Origin of the sequence: Aquimarina sp. EL_43 (assembly GCF_943422735.1) — a bacterium.
GTDB classification, from domain to species: domain Bacteria; phylum Bacteroidota; class Bacteroidia; order Flavobacteriales; family Flavobacteriaceae; genus Aquimarina; species Aquimarina megaterium.
The window spans coordinates 2218801-2239949 of sequence record NZ_CALSBR010000001.1 but is presented as its reverse complement, the minus strand read 5'-3'; the positions used below and the strand labels follow the sequence as shown (position 1 = coordinate 2239949).

The 21149-nt window shown below is 33.3% G+C and carries 6 protein-coding genes and 1 tRNA gene; all 7 read right to left on the bottom strand.

Annotated features, from left to right (window positions below; genetic code table 11):
* Positions 1-61: 61 nt before the first annotated feature.
* Positions 62-3859, bottom strand: a complete 3798-nt coding sequence (locus tag NNL09_RS09930) for a beta-ketoacyl synthase N-terminal-like domain-containing protein (protein ID WP_196912021.1) — start codon at positions 3857-3859, stop codon at positions 62-64.
* The gene (locus NNL09_RS09925; RefSeq protein ID WP_196912020.1) at positions 3856-5625 is read right to left on the bottom strand and encodes an aminotransferase class III-fold pyridoxal phosphate-dependent enzyme; all 1770 of its coding nucleotides are present in this window, start codon (positions 5623-5625) and stop codon (positions 3856-3858) included. Before NNL09_RS09925 ends, NNL09_RS09930 begins: the two co-directional genes overlap by 4 nt.
* 15 nt (positions 5626-5640) lie before the next feature.
* Complete coding sequence (locus tag NNL09_RS09920; RefSeq protein WP_196912019.1) at positions 5641-16194, bottom strand: SDR family NAD(P)-dependent oxidoreductase; 10554 nt, start codon at positions 16192-16194, stop codon at positions 5641-5643.
* 263 nt (positions 16195-16457) lie between these two features.
* Positions 16458-17048 carry a UpxY family transcription antiterminator gene (locus NNL09_RS09915; RefSeq protein WP_196912018.1) on the bottom strand — a complete coding sequence of 197 codons (591 nt, stop codon included), beginning with the start codon at positions 17046-17048 and terminating at the stop codon, positions 16458-16460.
* 1415 nt (positions 17049-18463) lie between these two features.
* The gene (locus tag NNL09_RS09910; RefSeq protein WP_196911608.1) at positions 18464-19897 is read right to left on the bottom strand and encodes a serine hydrolase domain-containing protein; all 1434 of its coding nucleotides are present in this window, start codon (positions 19895-19897) and stop codon (positions 18464-18466) included.
* Positions 19898-19981: 84 nt separating this feature from the next.
* Entirely contained in the window at positions 19982-20809 is an 828-nt protein-coding gene (locus tag NNL09_RS09905) for a helix-turn-helix domain-containing protein (protein WP_196911607.1), read from the bottom strand.
* A 249-nt stretch (positions 20810-21058) separates the two neighbouring features.
* A tRNA-Leu gene (locus NNL09_RS09900) sits at positions 21059-21140 on the bottom strand.
* Positions 21141-21149 lie beyond the last annotated feature (9 nt).

Below are 21149 nucleotides of genomic sequence, written 5' to 3'. Positions count from 1 at the left end.
CAATAGAGCTTAATTTCTACTGGTATAGTTGGTTAATCGTACACTATCTGTTTTTAATCTATTAGTGTTTTTGAAGTACTTTTTGCTTTACGGTAGATTTTTTTGATGTAGTCTTATTGAAAAAAGCATTTATTTTTTTAGCAATCTTTTTGCTATTATTCTTATCAATAATTGAAAAGTGATTAGCTTCAATAGGATCAATAAGGATCGGCTTATGTAATAATGCATTCCAACCATAATCTTCGGGAGCATTTTTATATGCATCCATATAACCATCTGTGGCTTTAAAAAGCAATATTTCTATTTCTTCTGGTAATTTTATAGGCGTATAAGCACGACAATATTTATCATTCGCAATTGTGGTGTAGATACTTGTCGCCAATTGTTCTTTCGGAAAATTAAATCCTAGATTCTTAACGTTGTCATATATATAATCAACAATTTCGTTTTCAGGAACCTGCTTTAATTGCTCTGCATCCAAGATCACATTCTGACCAGATGCGTTAATGAAAATAGATTTAATCCCTTCTACTAAATCATCAATCATATGACCACCTACTATTGTAGGAGACATACAATCCACAAGTATTAAAGCTTCTATCGTTTCTTTTTGATCCAATAAAATCCTAGCCATTTCGTAGGCAATTGTACCGCCATTAGAAAACCCCAGTAGACGGTATGGCCCGGTAGACTGTACTTCTTTAATTGCTTCTATATTGGCTTTAGCTATAGCTTCTACACTATCAAGAGTAGTATTTTCTTTTGTAATCCCTACCGGTTCTAAACCATAGAATGGTTGCTTTATTCCTAATGCTGAAATAAGGTGTTGCAAGGTTATTATATTTCCATCTGCACCCGGAACTGCAAAAACAGGTCGTTTCTTACCTTTTACTTGCATCGGCACTAATGTTTTACGCATAAGTCCAGGTGTTGATTCGTTTGATTTTGATTCTTTTTCACTTATACTTTTACTTTTATGCTCCTTATCATTTGTAACTTGTATCTTTTCAACTTTTTCCAAATGGTTCTCTACTACATACTGAGTAAGAGTTTTAATTTCTGAATTATTAAATAGAATAGCTGGTGAAATATTAATTTCTAATAAATCGTTGACCTGAGCGATCATGGTTATCAGCCCAATAGAGTTCATTCCTAAGTCTAGGAAGTTACTATCTTCAGATATTTTTTCAATTGGTTTTTTTATTTGCAAGGCTATTTCATGTTTCAGGAAAAGCTTTATTTTTTCAGTGGGTTTCATAAGGTTAATTTCCCCACCGTTATCAGACCTGAAAAAGAACCACTCTGCCTGTACAGGATTTTCGTTAATTACCTGAATCTCATTATTTTTTATACTCTTTGATACTGGCGGTTTTTCTTTAGAATCTAATTTTTCTATATCATCTATGTCAACCCAATATCTTTCTTTGGCAAAAGGATAATCTGGTAAAGATACTGGGTGTACTTTTTTGTTTTTCCAAACCATGATCCAATCTATATGAAGACCGCTGGTCCAAAGTTGTGCAAGCTGCTCCCACTTTGCAGCCTTTAGACTTTGCTCAACCATAGTACTTATCATATCTTTTGTTAAGATTTTGATAATTCCGTTTTCTTTATTACGATTGATATTTCCGTAAAAGATTCCTTCCTTTTCCAATGATGTTTCCTTACCCGAATTTTTGATCATGATCAACTTTTCAAGCAAATCTGTGTGGGAGGAAACAACTATAGACAATCTTTCATCCATGGCATCACGACCTACCTGTAGAGTATAGATCAAATCTTCTAAAGATGAATCAGTCTTAGTATTAGATAAATAATCAATATAGTTATCAATGTATTGATCCAAACGTTCACCATCTTTTGCAGAAAGAACAAATAACTGAGATGACGTTGTAGTTTCTATTTTGGATATTGGTGCTTTAATGGGATATTCCTCTAAAACAATATGCAAATTAACTCCACTATCTGCAAAAGAATTAAGCCCCGCCCTAATTGGAGTATCATTATGCTCGCGTAATATATCAAAAGGTAACTCTTTATTAGCTATGTATAAAGGATGAGAGGTATTATCAATATCTATAAAGGTATTTATCTTTTTTCCTGATATGGTCATCGGAAACTTTTTGTGATATAGTGAAAGTGCCAGTTTAATAAAACTAGCCAATCCACTAACGGCCTCCAGATTTCCTATATTTCCTTTTACACTACCTAAAGCGCATTCTTTTTCTTTTGACTTATGTTCTCTAAATACATTTTTAATTCCCTCATATTCAAAAGAATCTCCCCATTTTGTCGCGTACCCATCAACTTCGATGTAGTTTATTGATTCTGGGGTTATTGAAGCCTTTTGATAGCAATTAGTAATAACATTGGTAATCGCTTCATGTTTTACTTCTGACAAAAATCTGGCATTACCTCTATTATTCTGATGACTGGTTTTGATAACACCATAAATTCTGTTATTATCTTTTTTGGCGTCATCCAATCTTTTTAGAACAACGGCTGCTACTCCTTCTCCTCGAGTAAAACCATTAGCTTCATCATCAAAAACTCCACATGTTCCTGTAGGTGATAACATACCATATTGTGATAATGAGATATAATCATCTTCAAATAAATTTAAAGATACACCTCCTACAACTGCGGTACTGCATTCATTATTTAGTAATGAGTAATAGGCTCTATTAATTGCTACTGCAGATCCTGCACAGTTAACATTTATAGATTCACTAGGTCCATAAAAATCAAACAAAAACGAAAGTCTGTTTGCCAGATAATATGTAGGGCTTGAAGAGCTGAAAACAGGCCCATATTTACCTACTGGTATTTTATCTATGTTCTTTCTTAGATAATTTTCATATTCTGAATATTCATAAGCAACATATATAGCCGTATCGGACCCGGCTAATTTTTTAGGTGCTACACCTGCATCTTGAAATGCTTTATAGACCTCTTGTATCAGCAATCTCTCCTGAGGATCCATCAGTATCGCTTCTTCTGGATCAAGGTCAAAAAATTTCGGATCAAAACAATCAATGTCATTGATCATTGCCCCCCATTTAGAGATTGTCTTGCCCGGGGAGACTGATTCTTCATAATAATCTTCCCAATTCCATCTTGATTTCGAAATTTCATTGATGCTATTTTTACCATCAACCAGGTTTTCCCAAAATGTCTGAATATTAGGTGCATCCGGAAAATTGCAACTAAGACCGACAATAGCTATATCGCAGTTTTGGGATGATGGTTTAGCTGGCACATTTGCAATGGGCATCTGTTTTTCCTTTCCATTGAAATCATTCTCATTACTTTGATCAAAATTGTTGTAATACTGCATCAAATCATCACTATGATGAGATAACAAAACATCTACTATTTCATCAATCGATGTAAAAGAAAGGTGTGACAGATCTATCTTATATTTTTGATCTATAAAATGTAGTAATTTATGATAAGATTCTTTAACAGATCTTCTACCTCGAGATGTTCGATCTCTTGTAGAATTTGAGTTGATGTTTTTTTCGGTTGCCGGACTTTTGACTGCTGATTTTATCTGTATTTCTGGTGAATTATTTGTCTCAGGCACATTGTCTATATCATCCGTTTTGACACTGATTATTTCCTCTTCCAGTAAATCAGCAAGTTCTTGAGTTGTGTTTACATTTACGAATTTTGAAGGGGATAGTGTAATGTTAAACTTACGGGATATTTTATTGATCAATTCCATAGAGATAATGGAGTCAATACCAAAATCCTCGAAATTAGCATTAGGATCTAATTTCCCTGCAGGGAGTCGTAATGTGGTTTCAAAGATCGTTATGATCTCTTGTAAAACATTTTGAGTTATTGCTACTGTCATATTGTTACTCCTTTTTCTTGAAAATTATTCAAATCGGATATAATTAATTTTCTTAATTTTTCCATTTGATCATTTTTTTTGCCCCCTTGTTCGAGATCGTTTCTTCTGTCCTGAATGGCAGCTGCTACTGGTAGAATATCTTCTACTATTTCATCTTCTTCAATATTATCAGATATATAAAAGAAGTTTTGTTTCAATAGCGTATCAATACTTTTTTTTACAATTCTTATAATAGATTTAATATCCTTATCAGAGTGCGCTAATGTTAAAAAACAGTTGCCTGAAGGGCTGGTTTCAACACCATTTATTCTCATCAAAACAAAAACTAACTCTTTTACTACTCCATTGGGATCATCAAGAAATTTAAATCTGAATAATGAGCTGAAATACTCGATTATTAATGGCACATTTTTAATCTTAAAAAAAGAATTCAATTCTTCGCACATGAGTCTGGTCTTTTCATTCAATTCCTGTAAGAAGTCAGAATTCGACTCACCAGTTTTGTTTCCTGAAGTTGAACACCTTTTTTTAAATTCGATGAGTATTGCTAGTGTTGCAGCTAGTTTAATTGGGTTTCTTGTATGCGTGCCAGCCATAAGTGCTTTTTTAACACTGGGCATCGAATCATCATCATAGTCAAATGATCCCCCGTCTACATAATTCATGTATTTGGTAAATCCTGCGATCATTCCAGAAGGCATTCCTCCTGCCGGAACTTTTCCATAGGTAGCAAGGTCTCCTTTAATCTTCCAAAGCCCCTGTACTCCGCTACTAGAAGCCCTAAATCCTGTGATCATTTCGTCCATTATTAATAGGATATTTTTTTCAAGAGTTAACTTGCGTACCTCCTTTAGGAATTCGACAGGCTGATTACTTGGGTTTCTGGATTGTACGGGTTCTACCAGAATCCCAGCAATTTCGTGTGCTCTATCTTCTATAATATCCAGATCGTCCATGTTTCCATAATCCAGAACAATAAGCTCATCGGCAAATTCCTGAACCATTCCCAGTCCCATTGCTATACTATTGCCAAACTGATCTTTGGCTGCAAGTACCGTATCAGATAATCCATGATAGGCTCCTTCAAAAATTACTATTTTTTTCTTTTGAGTAGCTGCACGAGCAATCCTTACTGCCCACATAACTGCCTCTGTACCAGATTGTGTAAAGAGTACCCTTTCGTGGCCTGTAAGTTCACTAAAAAGTTTGGTTGCCTGAGAGAGCTCTTCTGTATACCCTACCAAAGGATATCCGTTATCCAACCGTTTTGAGATAGCTTCTTTTATAAAGTCTGGTTGATGACCAAATAAGTTAACTCCATTATCACTAGCGATATCAATATATTTATTGCCATCAATATCATAAAGGTATGCTCCATCACCCTTGCTATATGTTAGATGAAATTGTAAGCGTTTTAACGCTTTTTTCAATCCTCCGGTTCTTCTTTGATCTACAAAATATGTCTGACACTCGGATGCATTTTCTTTGGATTTTGATGCAATTTTTTCCAGTTTCTGAGCCATTTGATCAATGAATCTCTTATGTTCTTCATTTAACTGAAGCTCGGTCACTGCTTTAAGTGTATTATCTTTTTTTTCAGAAAAGTTATTCTCAACCGAGTTAGCATTATTTGACAAATGCGTTTTTAGTTTAGAAACCAAATAACTTTTCTCTTTTTCGGGTAATTCTTCAAAAAATCTTAAAGCTTCTTTCTTCTCTATTTCCTTTGAAACAATTTTTTCCAATATATCGTCGATTGCTATCATGACCTTATCTTTACTTTAGTATACATCCTTTAATAATTTATCAAAACTTACAGTGTGATCTTCTGTATCAGTATATTCTGTTTGGTTTGAATCATAATTCTGTATGGCGTTTATTAACATTTCAAAATCCTTATGTGAATTTTTAATAGACTGCTTATGTAAAGAGTTATCGAATGACAAAGACTTCATTTTAATACATATCTCTCCTGATACATTGGTGAGGTCAATATCTATATTCACTATATCATCTTCTGGTTTACTTCCCTTAGAGTATCGTACCCAGGCATATAATTCTTTTTGGTAAGGAGAAAACAACTTCATAGATCCTATTTCAACAGGTAATATGGGTTGATTTAATTTAGGATTCAGATCGGTTAATAAACCGATTCCCAATTGTAACGAACTCTCTAGCAGACTCGGATGAAGAGTGTAGTTTTCATAATCGTCTACTATAGTTTCTGGTAAACTTAATAGAGCAAGGATCTGATCTTCTCCTTTATAAAAGTTTTTTATTCCTTTAAAAGAAGAGCCATAACTCATATCCATTTGCTTTAAAATGTGATAAAGTTTTTCTGCATCCAATAGTTCTGCTGCAAAATGAGTTTTAAGTTGTACGATATCAATCTTTGTTGAAGTTTGATTTGCTCCCATGACAACTTCTCCCTGGCAATGAATTATTTCTTTTTCTCCTTCTGTACTATAAATTTCATAGTCAACTCCTTTATAATCATTTTCAAAAAGGGATATATTGACTTCTTTGTTTTCTTTAAGAGTAAGCAGGTGTGCCCAAGAAGTATTTCGTAATTCTAGAGATATAGATTCATTAAGATCTGGCATTGCATTTTTTACTGCTACATATGCCATTTCTAAACAAGCAGTAAAAGGCATTACGTTTTGCTGTTGTATCTTACAATCTTTTACAAAAAATTCTTTACCACTAAAAATAGAAGTATAACATTGCTGGTTTAGTGTAGAGGAGTTATAATGTAACAACGGATGAAGTTTTTCAAATTCCCCTTCAGATTTCAATTTTTCACTATCTGCCAAATTAAACCAGTATCTCTCACGAGCAAAAGGGTATGTTGGTAAACTAATACGTCTTGGCTTTATTTGTTCATAAAATTGTACCCAACCTATATCAATACCCATTACCCAAGCTTCGGCTAGCTTAGAATAATTCTTATCATTAATGTACTTATTTATCTGGTTCTCTGAGAAGTCATTACTTTCTGTGGAGTCTATTACAGCTGCACTATTTTGTTTAATTCTATCATAGAAAATATCTTCAAGGTTTTCTTTTTGATTTAGGTAGTCTGAAAGTTTCTCTTTCAGTTCTTCAATAGAAAGTACTACCAGTGCCAATCGTTCATTCATCTCATCTCTTCCTACCTGAAGTGTAAAAGCAAGATCAGTAATATTAATATCGTGTTTTTCTATATGGTTATATAGTAATTGAGCGTATGCTTTAAGTCGATCTTCAGTTTTTGCTGAAAGTACAATGATATGTGGTTCATCTGATTGAACTTGTGAATGGTCTTCTTTCTCAATATATTCTTCTAAAACGATATGTGAATTTGCTCCTCCAAAACCAAATGAGCTTACTCCTGCTCTTCTTGGTAGAGTGTTATCCTGATCATCCTTTATAACCTCCCAATTTTGTGTTTTATCTACAATGTAGAGTGGGCTATCTTTAAGATTGATATACGGATTGAGTTCTTCAAAATGAAGCGTTGCTGGTATTTTTTTATGCTTAAGAGATAGTAGTACTTTCAGTACTCCTGCTATTCCGGCTGCTGTCTCCAGGTGACCAATATTAGTTTTTACAGAAGACAAACCACAGTGAGGAGTTTTTGCAGGAACTTTATCATGTTTTTTATATAATTCTGAAAATGTTTTATTCAACGCCTGAATTTCAATAGGATCTCCCAAACTGGTACCTGTACCGTGGCATTCGATATATCCCACCGTCGAGGGGTCAATATGAGCCTTTTCATAAGCTTCAACAAGCAAATCAGTTTGAGCTACAGGATTAGGTGCTGTAAGCATGGTAACCTTTCCTCCGTGATTTTCGGTAGTTGCTTTAATAACAGCATAAATATGATCTCTATCGGCTTCTGCCTTATCCAGAGGCTTAAGAAATATAGCTCCTGAGCCTTCTCCTCTTACATATCCATTTGCACTCTTGTCAAAGGTTTTGCATTTACCATCGCCACTTAACATACCTGCCATTCCAAATGATATATAAGCTGCAGGTGTAAGCATTAGCTGTACTCCTCCAACTATAGCCATATCACAACTTCCAGTATGTATTGATTCTATTGCTCTATGAACTGCAATCAAAGAACTGGAACACGCTGTATCCAGTGGAGCACTTGGTCCGCGAAGATTTAACAGGAAAGAAACCCGGTTAACCAATACAGAATGTGAATTTCCTGAGGCAGTATATCCATCAAGCGGAATTTGATTATCTACTAGTGAATCGGCATAATCCCTTGTTGCTACTCCAACAAATAGTCCTGTTTTGGTACCCGATAGATCAGAAACTTTATGCCCCGAATCCTCAATAGCTTTCCAGACAGTTTCTAAAAATATTCGCTGTTGCGGGTCCATCATTTCGGCTTCTCTAGGAGAAATACCGAAAAATGAAGGATCGAATTTATCTACATCACTCATAAAACCTCCCCATTTAGAATTGGTTTTATTTTTCTCTGTAAAAGGATCTCCATCGTAATCCTCCCAATTCCATCGATCTTCAGGAATCACAGTAATTAAATTCTTTTCATTCTCCAGGTTTTCCCAGAATTCTTCCAGATTTTCTGACCCTGGCATAACGCCACTCATACCTACTATAGCAATAGGTTGATCTATAAAACGGCTTTCTGTGGATAGTTCTATTCTCAAAGATTGAGGAGATTGTGGATCCAATGCACTTGCATTCCACCCTTTATTGATACCATATATGCCTTTTTCCGTATTTGATTGTTGCTCTTTTCCTTTTGTTGGTTGACTAACTTCTTTCCTGGCATCAGAGGAAGAAGCACCTCCTGAAACTTTATGAGTTTTCTGTACTTCATTCTTATGTTCTCTGGAGAGGAATGTTGCTATTTCTTTAATTGATGGATATTCAAAAAAGAGTACCGGAGTTATATCCAATTCATAAAGTTCGTTGATTCTGTTTGAATACGTTGTCAAACCTATAGAATCAAACCCTAAATCCAATAATATCTTATCATACGAAATATCTTCAGGGTCCAGTTTCAACATCTCCATAACAATTTCGGATAATGCATTTCGAACCATTGTAAATAATTCTTTATCTGCTTGTTGATCCACCAGTACTTCAGAATCTGTTGAAGTTTCGGAGTCGATTACCTCAGCTTTCGGAGTTTCCTGCTCGTTAATACCCCAGGCTCTTTCTATTTTTTCCTGTACTCCTTCTAATACAACAAATTGTGCTTTTTGGGTATGAAGACCTTTTTCAAATGCTTCCAGGCCAGTTTCGATACTTAAAGGTTTTATCCCGAGATTCTTTTTAAAGAAAATTTCAGTTTGTTCATCCAACCTCATTCCACCATCTGCCCATAAAGACCAATTGAGGCTTAATGTCACTCCTGATCTTTCTCCTTTTCCCTGTAAGAATTTACGTTTCTCTGCAAAGGAATCCATAAAGTGATTTGCAAACGAATAATCACACTGTCCTGCATTTCCTCCGACAGCCGCAAGAGATGAAAACGTTACAAAAAAGTCCAGATCTTCATCTTTGGTTACGCTATCCAAATACAACGTTCCGTAAACTTTGGGAGCAAAAACCGCTTCCATTTCTTCACGTGTTTTATTCCTTATGTACGAATCTCTCAAAACACCTGCACTATGAATAATCCCGTTAATTTCTCCGAACTTCGATTTGGTCTCCTTAATCAGGTTCTCTACATCTTTAGATATCGAAACATCTGCTGGTATATATATTACTTCTGCACCAGCTTCGCTTAATTTATCTAATTTGATTTTACGTTCATCTGAGAGTTTCGATCTCCCGGTAAGTACTAACCGTGCTTTACATTGAGCAGCTAAATATTCTGCAAATATAAGTCCCAATCCTCCTGCACCACCCGTAATAATATATACTCCGTTTTCTTTTAGCCCAAAACTATCAGTCGTATCAGCATCTTTATCCTGAAGTAGAGAAAACTCTTTTACTTTTCTGATATAACGTTCTTCTTCCTGATAACGAATTGTCATTTCGTTAGAATTATCAGAATGTAATTCGGTTAAAGCTATATCCAGAATTTTATCATAGGAATTCTTTGATTGCTGGATTTCTAGAATCCTACAATACAATTTTGGATGCTCCATCTGAAGGGTTTTAGCAAAGCCATTTATCGCTTCATGATGCGGTTGAGTAGCATCTATTTGCCCTAAATACAGATATAATAATTGAATATTGTCTAGTTTTTGTTCTATCAAAGATTGACAGAGAATAAGGAATGAATAAATTCCATAGTCAAAAGATTTCTCAATAAAACCTTCGTTATATTCGTCACCGTCCTTTAACTCATCACCTATCGGCCAGGCAAAGCATATTTTTTTGATGACCTCTTTATTCAAAGCTTCAAAAAGCTTCTTAAAATCTGCTGGATTTTTCGGATTGACCTTATATCTATGGTTTCCAAATTTCTTATACTCATCTCCTGGTTCGATCAGTATAATATCTTCATTCTTTTTATAACGATCTTTATAAACTTTTTGGAGTTTTTCATCTGGGCTAAAAAGTAAAATAGCCCCTGATTCATTAGCTAATACTTTTTCTTGTTCTAAAGGAGATTTCTGCCATTCATGAGAGTAATATAATTTTGAATATTCCTCTTCTTCTTTAATTTGATCTGGTTTTTCGTGAACACTAACCAGTGGAACTCCTATAGATTCTCTGATTTTCACAAGTATCATTCCATCCTCATCCACAATAAAAACATTCACTTTGGAAACCTTTGATCCTGGATCATCTACTTTTTTGACATAACTAAAACATTTTGGTTTCAGCGGTTGTAAAACTTCGACTTCACCGATTGAATACGGCACAAACATTTCACCTGTTTGCGCTCCTAGTTGTGCCGCCATACCTGCCTGAAAAGAACCATCTACAAGCGAAGGATGGAGCAAGTAATCATTAAAATCATTGTTTCGGATTTCAGGAATAAGAAGCTCTCCTAATATTTCATCATCGTTTTTGAAAATATCCTGAAGCACTTGAAAACTAGGTCCTAAATCTAGTCCTAATGACTTAAAAAGTGGATACGCTTCCTTACCATGGGTAACTTTTGCACATCTTGTACGAATTTCTTCTAAATCAATATATTCGGGTTCTGCAGTTAACTCCTCATGAGTTGCATATATAAGTTTTCCTTGTGAATATATTTGCTTTGTATTATTCTCTTCTTCACTAAATACTTCAAAATGTACTAATCCTCCGTTAGGTTTCAATTCTATACATACTTCTCTGGGTACCGAATCAACTACAGTGAGCGGACTTAACCAGAGAATATTTTTAATTATTTGAACCTTTCTTCCGGTTGCCAGTTCTCCTGCTTTACGTGCAAAATCCAGATAAGCAACACCTGGTAAAGTAGGGATTTCGGATACCAAGTGATCATATATAAAGAAATCCTTATCGTGAAAGGTTTTTTTGAAAACCTGTCTTTCAAATGTTGACTCATTAGAATCGATTAACGGATGAAGAGCAGTGGTTGAATGCAAGCTAAGGTTGGATGATCTTGAAGTATCAGAAATCCAATGTCTTTTATCTGCAAAAGGATAAGTTGGTAAAGAAATCTTTGCTCCTGCTTCTAGGTCTTGTATTCCTTGCCAATCTGCAAGAAATCCAACACTCCAGAGTTGTGCTAGCTTACTTAGGTCTCCACTCTGAGACAGGAACTTAATAAATTCTTCTTTTTCTTTACGATTTAATAACCGTGTAATATTTTGGCTGCTTTTTACCTCTCCGACAAGCATCGTATTATCTTGCTTACCATCAATAAATAAAGTAAGTTTTTGAACCAGTTCCTTTTTTGTTTTTGCAATTATAACTAGGCGATGATCAAAAGATTTTCTTCCTATTTGTAAAGTATGTGCAATATCTTTACAAGTAAGTAGTTTTTCTCCAGACAAATCATCCTGAAGGAATGCGCGCAAACGAGCTGCTGTTTTCTGAAGTTGATCTTCATTTCTAGCAGAAAGCGGAAAGATATACTCCTTAAACTTTGAAGATGATGTTTCTTCTTCTTCAATTGGAGTTACATATTCTTCAATGATAACATGTGCATTCGCTCCACCAGCTCCAAAAGAACTAATACCAGCTCGAAGCGGGTACTGAACACCTTCTACTGTCTTAGGTTTCCATTCTTTAACCTTTTGCTCGACATAAAATGGAGAATTTTCAAAATCGATAAAAGGGTTTAACTCAGAAGAATGCAGAGAAGGAACTAGTTTTCTATATTTCATTTGCAAGAGTACCTTGTGCAATCCTACAATACCAGCTGCGGCTTCAAGGTGTCCGATATTGGTTTTTACCGAACCTATAGAACATTCTTGTTTATCAACATTATATTCCTGAAAGGCTGTAGTTAAACCAGAAATCTCGATAGGATCACCCAGTTCGGTTCCTGTTCCGTGCGCTTCGATATAACCAATGCTTCGTGCGTCGATTTTAGCGTTTTCTAATGCAGTAGTAACTACTTGGGCCTGTGATTTAGGGCTAGGTACCATAAATCCACTTGTTTTTCCTCCGTGATTGACGGCAATACCTTTAATCACTCCATACACATGATCTCCGTCCTTTATTGCTTTATCAAGAGGTTTAATATAAACTGCACCTACACCTTCGCCGGCTACATAGCCGTTAGCGCCTTTACCAAAGGTACGACATACGCCATCTGCCGAAAGTGCTCCGCCACTTTTATTAATGTCTATTTTGCTTTGATGCACGTCAAGATTAACTCCTCCTACAATGGCACCAGAACATTCTCCTTTATAGATTGCTTCACAAGCTAGATATAATGCACTTAAACTTGAGGAACAAGCCGTGTCTATAGGTAAACTTGGGCCAGAAAGGTTAAAAGCGTATGATACCCGATTAGCAATACCCCATAAATGTGAACTAGGGCTAACAAAATTTCCTTGCAGCTTTTCTTCTGTACCGATTACCTGATAAAGTGTCCATACAGCTCCTACATAAACCCCTATATTTCGGGAAGCATCGTCATCTACTAATGTTTCTGGATAATAACCAGCGTCTTCGATAGCTTCCCAAGCCACTTCAAGAAAAAGTCTTTCCTGTGGATCCAGATATTCAGCTTCTCTAGGAGATATGTTAAAAAACAGTGAATCAAATTTATCAATATCATCGATGAAACCTCCTCGATATTTTTCTGAAAACTTATTATGAAGGCGTTGCCCAAGACGAATATCTGGTATATCCTCGACACAATCTTTTGCTTGAGTTAGGTTATTCCAGAATTCATTCATGTTTTTGGCCTTAGGATAACGGCCGGCTATCCCAACGATAGCAATATCAGCGGTTTGATATGGCTTATCACTAAGTATATTCTGATTTTCTGCTGTTTCTTTTGTCTTAATATCTGAATGAATCTGGGTAGATTTTCCTTTACTTTCTGCAACAGAGGTATTAGTGTCGTTATGTATTGAAGAGGTTTCAGAATTGAGTGTTTTTGAAACTACTTCTCCAGAAGTGTTATGATACTTTTTGAGTTTGAAATTGGTATGTATATTACCAAATGTTTCTGACTGATTGCCCTTTGGTAAGATCTCAGGAATATTAATTTTCTTCTTAAAGGCTTTAATCAACCTATTAGCAATTTCCTCTATTTTTTCCTGTTTTAAACCTACAGGTATAGCCAAGCGTACCAGATTATTAATTTCTGTATCTTTTTGCATTCCTACATTATGAGCTCCTGCCCGAATCCCTGTATTTAAATATAACCAGGATACAAATGACGCCACTGGGTGCTCAAATAATTTAAATTCAGGAATTTGTTTAACATCAATCAATATACAGTGCCCCAATGCGGGTTGTACAACAGGAATTCCTTGTTGTTTTAAAACCTTCCAGATTGTCTGTACAGATTGTAATCTATTACGAACCCGAGTCTCAATCTTATTTCTGTTATGAAATGATAACGCAATAACTTTTTTATCAATTACATCAAGCCCAATGCTTTCTTCCTGAATAAAGCTTTGAATTTTATTGTAAAGTTCAACATCATTGGTACCTATCAACCCTCCTTTATCTACGCAAAAATTCTTAGCCAAACTTGCAATTATTGCATCTGCATAAGAGATCATTTCCCGTACTACATCCCAGACATTCTTCCCAGTAAATTCGTTTTCATGTTCTAAGATAAATAACGCATTTTCTACAATTCTTGTAGTATCAAAAACAAGAGGAATAGCATATTCTGAAAGGAAGGCTTTGACTTGTTTGAGATGTTGTAAGGATACTGGCGCTCCACCGGCAGCATTATCATTCATTTCGATAAAAACAAAAGCTATCGACTCTGTGTCTTCTTTTACTTGTTTTTTAAGAGCTTCCCAATTTAGGTTTCCTTTATATTGGTCTTCAGAATCTAACTTGTATACCTCTGGATGTGGTAACTCTATTGGTGTAAATCCATTTTCAATCTGATTAAAAATCATGGTAGGAAAAAGCAGGTTCTGAAGCACTTTCCCTTTTTTAGGCCATGATTTACAAAAAGCATGTTCTGCAGTACGGCCTGCAGTGGTTAACGTAAAATAAGAAAAAGGAAATATACTTCTTAAACTCTCGGCCAGATCAACTGGTTGTTGCATCTGTGTGTATAAAAAGCCTAACTGATTTTGAATAGCTGGTAACTCTAGTTGAGCCCACGAATCGGTTTTTAGATCAAATGTAACCTGATCATCTGGAATATTTAAAGGGTTATAACCATAATTTGATAGCATAACAGACCTTTCTTCTCCTTCAATCACCACTGCATGTTTCTCTTCTTGTGGATTTTCTTTTACTTGATTATACTCTCCATTTGCATTTAATGTATCCTGTTTTCCTGTTTTTGATTCTAATGTAGCAGTTTGCTTATATAATTTGGTGAATGTATGATTTTCTTGGTCTGAAGTTTGCATTTTCATCGGATCTGCAATCATCATAATAATATCGGTTACATTATCAGGATTGCTTCCTACGGGTCTGGAGAGAAATACAGTATTATGTTCTGGTCTGAATTTATTTTTGAATTGCAAATTTCCTTCATCGTTAAAAATATTTTGCCCACGTAGGTAATCCAGTGTTTTATCTAATTCTGGATCTGCATTTGATGAAGAGTTTAGTTTACAACCATATGTACCTCCTAAACTTAAAGTAGAATGTTCTTCGGTTTTTAAAATTTTGATAATCTCTACAATTGCAAATTCTAATCCTCCCAGAGGCATCCCCTTTGGGTAGAATTCTAAATCCATTAAATATCCATTCTCTTCTGATGATAATTTTGAGATAAGGATTACATTCTGCAGGACATCGTCGAGATATGTTAGAAAAAGCCTGTGTTCTGCACTTAAGTTACCAGATAGAATTTCTTCTTTGACTATATGAATGAGTGGGTTAACCATTGTTCTTGGTGCACACCATTCGTCTATAATTCTGGTAATATTTTTGTCTACCTTTTTATCAGAACCATTTTGATATTCCTCGGTTCTACATTTTCCTGCTTTTTCAAACTTTGATACCTGATATCGTAAACGACGCATCTTGCTTCCTTGAAGCGTGAAATCTTTTATATTTACCCTTGACAAAACGCCAAAAGGAGTGGCTGTAAATAAAACTCCTCCTATCGATTCTACTTGATCGACCGTGAAAAGATTGAGTTCAAAATTATTGTTGATACAGTATTGATATATTTCTTCTGTAATAACAGATAGATAATCTTTGGCTCCTGTATAACTATACACTAGTATGATATCCTTATAACGACTATAATTAAAATATCCCTTTTTTTCTGCCCCAATAAAAAGATTAGGAGCTATATTTCTTGTGCCTCTTGATGCAGAGCCTTCATTCTTATATTGGTTAAATAGTTTTTCTACCAGCTTTAGTAATTCTGGATGTTTATTAGCTTCTTTTTCTAATATAAGAATAGGAGTTTCTCTCGCAGATAGATCAAATTGATTATCAATTATTTTTGTGGTTTCTTCGATAGAATTTAATGATTCTTCATTAGTGTATACGACTCGATCACTATCTTCCTTTTCTTTCTTAAATTTCTCTCTTAGTACTCCTTCATATTTATCAACAAAATAATAGCTTAAATCACCAATATTGAAATTTTCAAAAAGTAAGGTCTTTGGCAAAGTTCCAAACTCTTCTTCTAATTTCTTGATAATCTGAAGGATACGAAACGAATCGATTCCTAACTCCTGAAATGGAGTAGATACACAATTATCTCCTATTGATATTTGAGTAAATTCAGATATAAGAGATTTTAGATAACACTCTGTTGATTCTAATAGTATTTCTTTATCTATCATTTTCTTGTATGGTAACTATGAAAAGGTATCTGAATGATTAATATTTTTCTGAGTTTTTGTAGTGTAGTAACTACACAAAATCGACAAATATCTCTGATACTTTTTATAAAAATTTATTAAGATCTGTTCGTTCCCTTTCCTAAGCACAAAATTGCTTTTTTCGTGTTTTATAACCTCAATTTTAAAGACATGAGGTGTGGATAGTGATAATAATCCAGATTAACACCAAAGGGATATTTTGAAAATACAGGAAGAGGGTTTGGTTACCTTTCTTTAACCACCGGACAGGGACTATTTATTTTTTGCAAAATATTGGTACAAACATTAATAAATACAGTATGGTTTATTTCTTTGAGACGAATCCCAAATCTTGTTTTACCTTTTTGCTCCACCAAAATGCCTTCGTGGCCCGTTAATGGCCCGTGAATAATTTTTACTTGTTCTCCTTCATAAAAAGTAGTTTCGACAGAAACATCTTCTTCAAGTAATAGCATTTTTTTGATAGTATTTATATCATTTGGTGAAATGACTGAAGGATTTTGTCCACATTTAATATATGTAGCTATTTTGGGAAGTCTCGAAATATCATAAATCTCACTCATTTTAGTGTTTACGAAAATATAACCTGGAAAAAGTGGAGATTCTATAAGTTTCTTCTGTCTATTTTTCCATACTTTCAATGTTCTGGTTAATGGAAGAAATGCATCATATTCTCTTGCCAAAAGATCGTTGTACACTATTTTTTCGGCACGTGGTGAGGTATAAAAAATATACCAGTTTTTTTCATTTCTTTTTCTTCTTCTTTCCAATACCAATCTAGGATATATGGTCTCATTAGGTTTAGCTGTATTCATTATTTAAGTCGGTTTATTAAGAGTTGATAATGATCTTTAATCTTATTAAGATCCACTAAAAAAGCTATAGCCTTATTAGGTGTGTGGTTGTGAGTATATTTTACAATTGGGCATACTTTAAGCTGGTCAATTAGCATTTTCCAATCAACTGATCCTTATTAGCTTAAAAAATCTAGTGTGGTTTAGGTGTAGTCATTATTTAAGTTGGTTTGTTTTAAGAGTTGATAATAATCTTTAATCTTATTAAGAAATAACCTTAATGAGACGTGTGGTTGTAGATGTAAGTTTTACAATTGGACATACTTTAAGCTGGTCAATTAGCATTTTCCAATCAACTGATCCTTATTTGTTTAAAAAATCTAGTGTGGTTTAGGTGTAGTCATTATTTAAGTTGGTTTGTTTTAAGAGTTGATAATAATCTTTAATCTTATTAAGAAATAACCTTAATGAGACGTGTGGTTGTAGATGTAAGTTTTACAATTGGACATACTTTAAGCTGGTCAATTAGCATTTTCCAATCAACTGATTCTTATTTGTTTAAAAAATCTAGTGTGGTTTAGGTATAGTCATTATTTAAGTTGGTTTGTTAAGAGTTGATAATAATCTTTAATCTTATTAAGATCGACTAAAAAAGCTGAGACCTTAATTAGACCTGTCGTGGTTGTGAATATATGTTTTTACGATTGGGCATACTTCAAGCTGGTCAATTAGCATTTTCCAATCAACTGTATTTTATTTGTTTTAAAAAGTAATTAGTGGGGTATTGGTATTATTAAAATTCGATAAGATTCGAAAATCACACCGGGGGTTGGTCAATTAGCAAAATTTGCTTGACCTGTGCTCTCCTTTTAAACATCTCTTATTTCTAATAACAGAACAAGAAATGGTAATGAAATTTCACTTTGTTTCTTTAACAAAGATTATTTCACCAGTAAAATTATAATGACTTTCTCACATATCTTCTTAATTTTATGTTAATTTTATTGTGAATGCTAGTATAAATAACAATTTGAACACATTGCATTTTTCAAGCAGATTTAAATAATTACAACACATTATGGATCAAATAATTACATCTTGTTTATTTTTAATGAATACTTAACAAAAAGTAGAAAAAAAACTTATTTTAACAAGAATTTATATTCCTAATACTATTTTGTGAGGAAGCGCAATATCTTATCTGGATAACCAAAATGACATTTTTTTGCAAATACAAGATCGTCCTATAATTATAATAATTACAGATTTCTAAAGGCATTTTATCGACAATAAAATATAGTCTTCAAATTCTTAGAAAGCTGTAAATAGTTTTTGTTTGATTTGCGTGAGAGTTGTCCATAAGAATAAGTAGTCAAAGTGTAAAAGAATCAATAACATAAACTGTGTTAAATCAGAATAAAGGTGTCAACTCCAAGTCATCCTTTAATTCGCTTTTCAATCGCCTCAATCATTGCTTTAGCATTATTGTTTTCAGGATCTAATTTTAATGATTTTTTATATATATTTTTTGAAAGTTCAAATTGATTATTTACTAAATATGCTTCTGCTAAACTATCATAACAATTGGCCGATTCGGGATTGTCATTTACATTGATCTCGAAAATCTTAATAGCTTTTTTCACCATATTGTTGTTTAGAAAAATATAACCTAAAGTATTAAGGTTTTCTTCAAATGATATATTTGGGTTTTCTTCTTTTAGTTTATAATATTTTTTTACTGCTTTATCCAAATCCTTATCTAGAAAGGATGATATTAAGATTTGTTCAACTACTAGTTTTTTATCAAATAATGTAGCGTCAACTATACCTGCAATCCTATTAATAATACTATTATGAACAGGGAAATACTTGCTTCCGTTTGTTAATATGATAACTGTTAAATCATTTGCTACAAATTTTCTATAACCAGTCTGTAAACCCCCTGTAAGTCCATAAGAAATAGTACTGTTTGAAGTATATATTTTCCATCCATAAAGAAATTTATCTGTTCCGTTTGCATAATCAAAAGGTTTCCACATGTTAAATTTTGTTTCGTTTTTTAATAGCAAATTATCATCAAGACGTTTATTCCACTGGATAAACTCTCTCAATGTTGAATTCAAACCATTTGCAGCATGAGATCTTTTTTGAAAGTTGGCATTTGAATTACGATATTGTTTCAACTCTTTGACAAAGTAATATCTGTTTGCTCTATTAGGAATAGAGTCTTTAAAATTGGATGAGATCAGTACTTCACCTTTGTTTTCTGGGAATTGATTTTTTAAAACAAATTCTGCTAATTTTTGTTTTGTAATTTTTTCAATAACCTGTGCAATAAACCAATAATTGGTTTGATTATATTCATATTGGTTTCCTTTTTCAAAATGAATTTCTTCTTTAAATAGTTTTGCTTTTAATTCTTTATCGGTAAGTTTTCTATCTTCAAAAGTAAAATCAGGTAATCCAGAAGAATGTGTTAATAGGTGTATTATTTTAATATCCTTCCATTCATTAGGTAAATTATCAATATATTGAGATATAGTATCTTCTAGAGAGAGCTTTCCTTGCTCTATAAGTTGATACACAGCTGTTGACACTATAAGTTTAGTTATAGAATACAGAGGAAATATCGTCTGCTTATCTACATAAAGATTATTTTCTAAGTCTGCTTTTCCAAAATAACCTTCAAATATGACTTTTCCATTTTTTATTACGGCCAATGCCAAACCAGGGATTTCATGAGTTTTTATTTGTTCTTTAAGATAGGTTTCAATTTCTTGTTTTTCATTTTTCAAAACCTTTTCAGAAGTGTTTTTTTGACAGGAAAATAAAGTCAAAATAGAAAGTAACAATAATGCTATTTTATTCATGTTATTTATAATTAATAGTCCATTCATCTTTATATTACTGCAAAGAAAAGTGAGATCAACGGGTAAAAATTGTAAAAATGTAAACTAACTGTAGACCCAATTAATTAGCCCTTTTTCAAATTCATTATTTTTCTTAAAAAAAGTAGATGGAGACATTTTTGAAAAGTAATCAAAATCTTTAATCAGATGAGACTGGTCGTAGTATAGGCTTTCGTATGTTAAATTGGTTAATGATTTTTTAGGAAATTTAGATTCTGCATGTTTTTTTAATGCATTGCGAAACCGCTGAGTTTTTTTAAATTTACTTGGAGATTTACAAAAATGTAGTTTAAATAATCGATTAAGATATTGCCTGGAAATATTATACTTATTCGATAAGGTATTTATCTCAATATTTGGATTTTGTATAATTTCATTAACTATACTCTTTAGCGTTTCATTCTTAAAACCTATATGTTTTGAAAGCCAATATTTTTCAATTTCTTCTTTTATTGTTTTTAAGTTATCCATATTGGATATTTCAAGAATCAGTTCGGTATAGTCATCAAATAAAATAAATGGAGAGAATTCATTATTGCCAATTTTTAGATCAAAAAGAGGTTTTTTAATAAGACTATTAAACCCGAGAGGATTAAAGACAAACGTAATTTCTTTATACCTCCCTTTTGAAATTATTTTGAATGGTTTATCATAAGTACAAATAATATCAGAAACGATATCATTTTTTTTTGATGGATTAATACTAATAGAACTACCCGAATAATTAATATTTGCATTAAAAGAGCTTGAAATGATAATATTATTATTAGGAAATATTAAGTAATTAAGTGGTTCTTCAAACTCAGTAATATAATAGCCTAATAAGATTTCTTTTAAAACTTGATTTTCAGGTTCTATAAATTTGAGGTTCACCTATATTTTAGTTTATTAATACCGTTGAGGGATTGTCGAAAATAATAAATTGAATTGAATAATGATATTAATTTTCAATTCATTTAAGGTATTCGTCTGTCTAAGTATTTTTTGATTAGATTATGTTGTTGTTTGTATATTTCTGTTTAAGTGATTCTTCCGTAATTTTAGTAGTACACTATTTTATTTCAAAAAGTTGCCTCTAAAAACAACAAAACCCAAATAAACAAAAGTTTATTTGGGTTTTTGTACTCGAGGTGGGAATCGAACCCACACTCCCGAAAGAACTGGATTTTGAATCCAGCGCGTCTACCAGTTCCGCCACTCGAGCATATTCGGA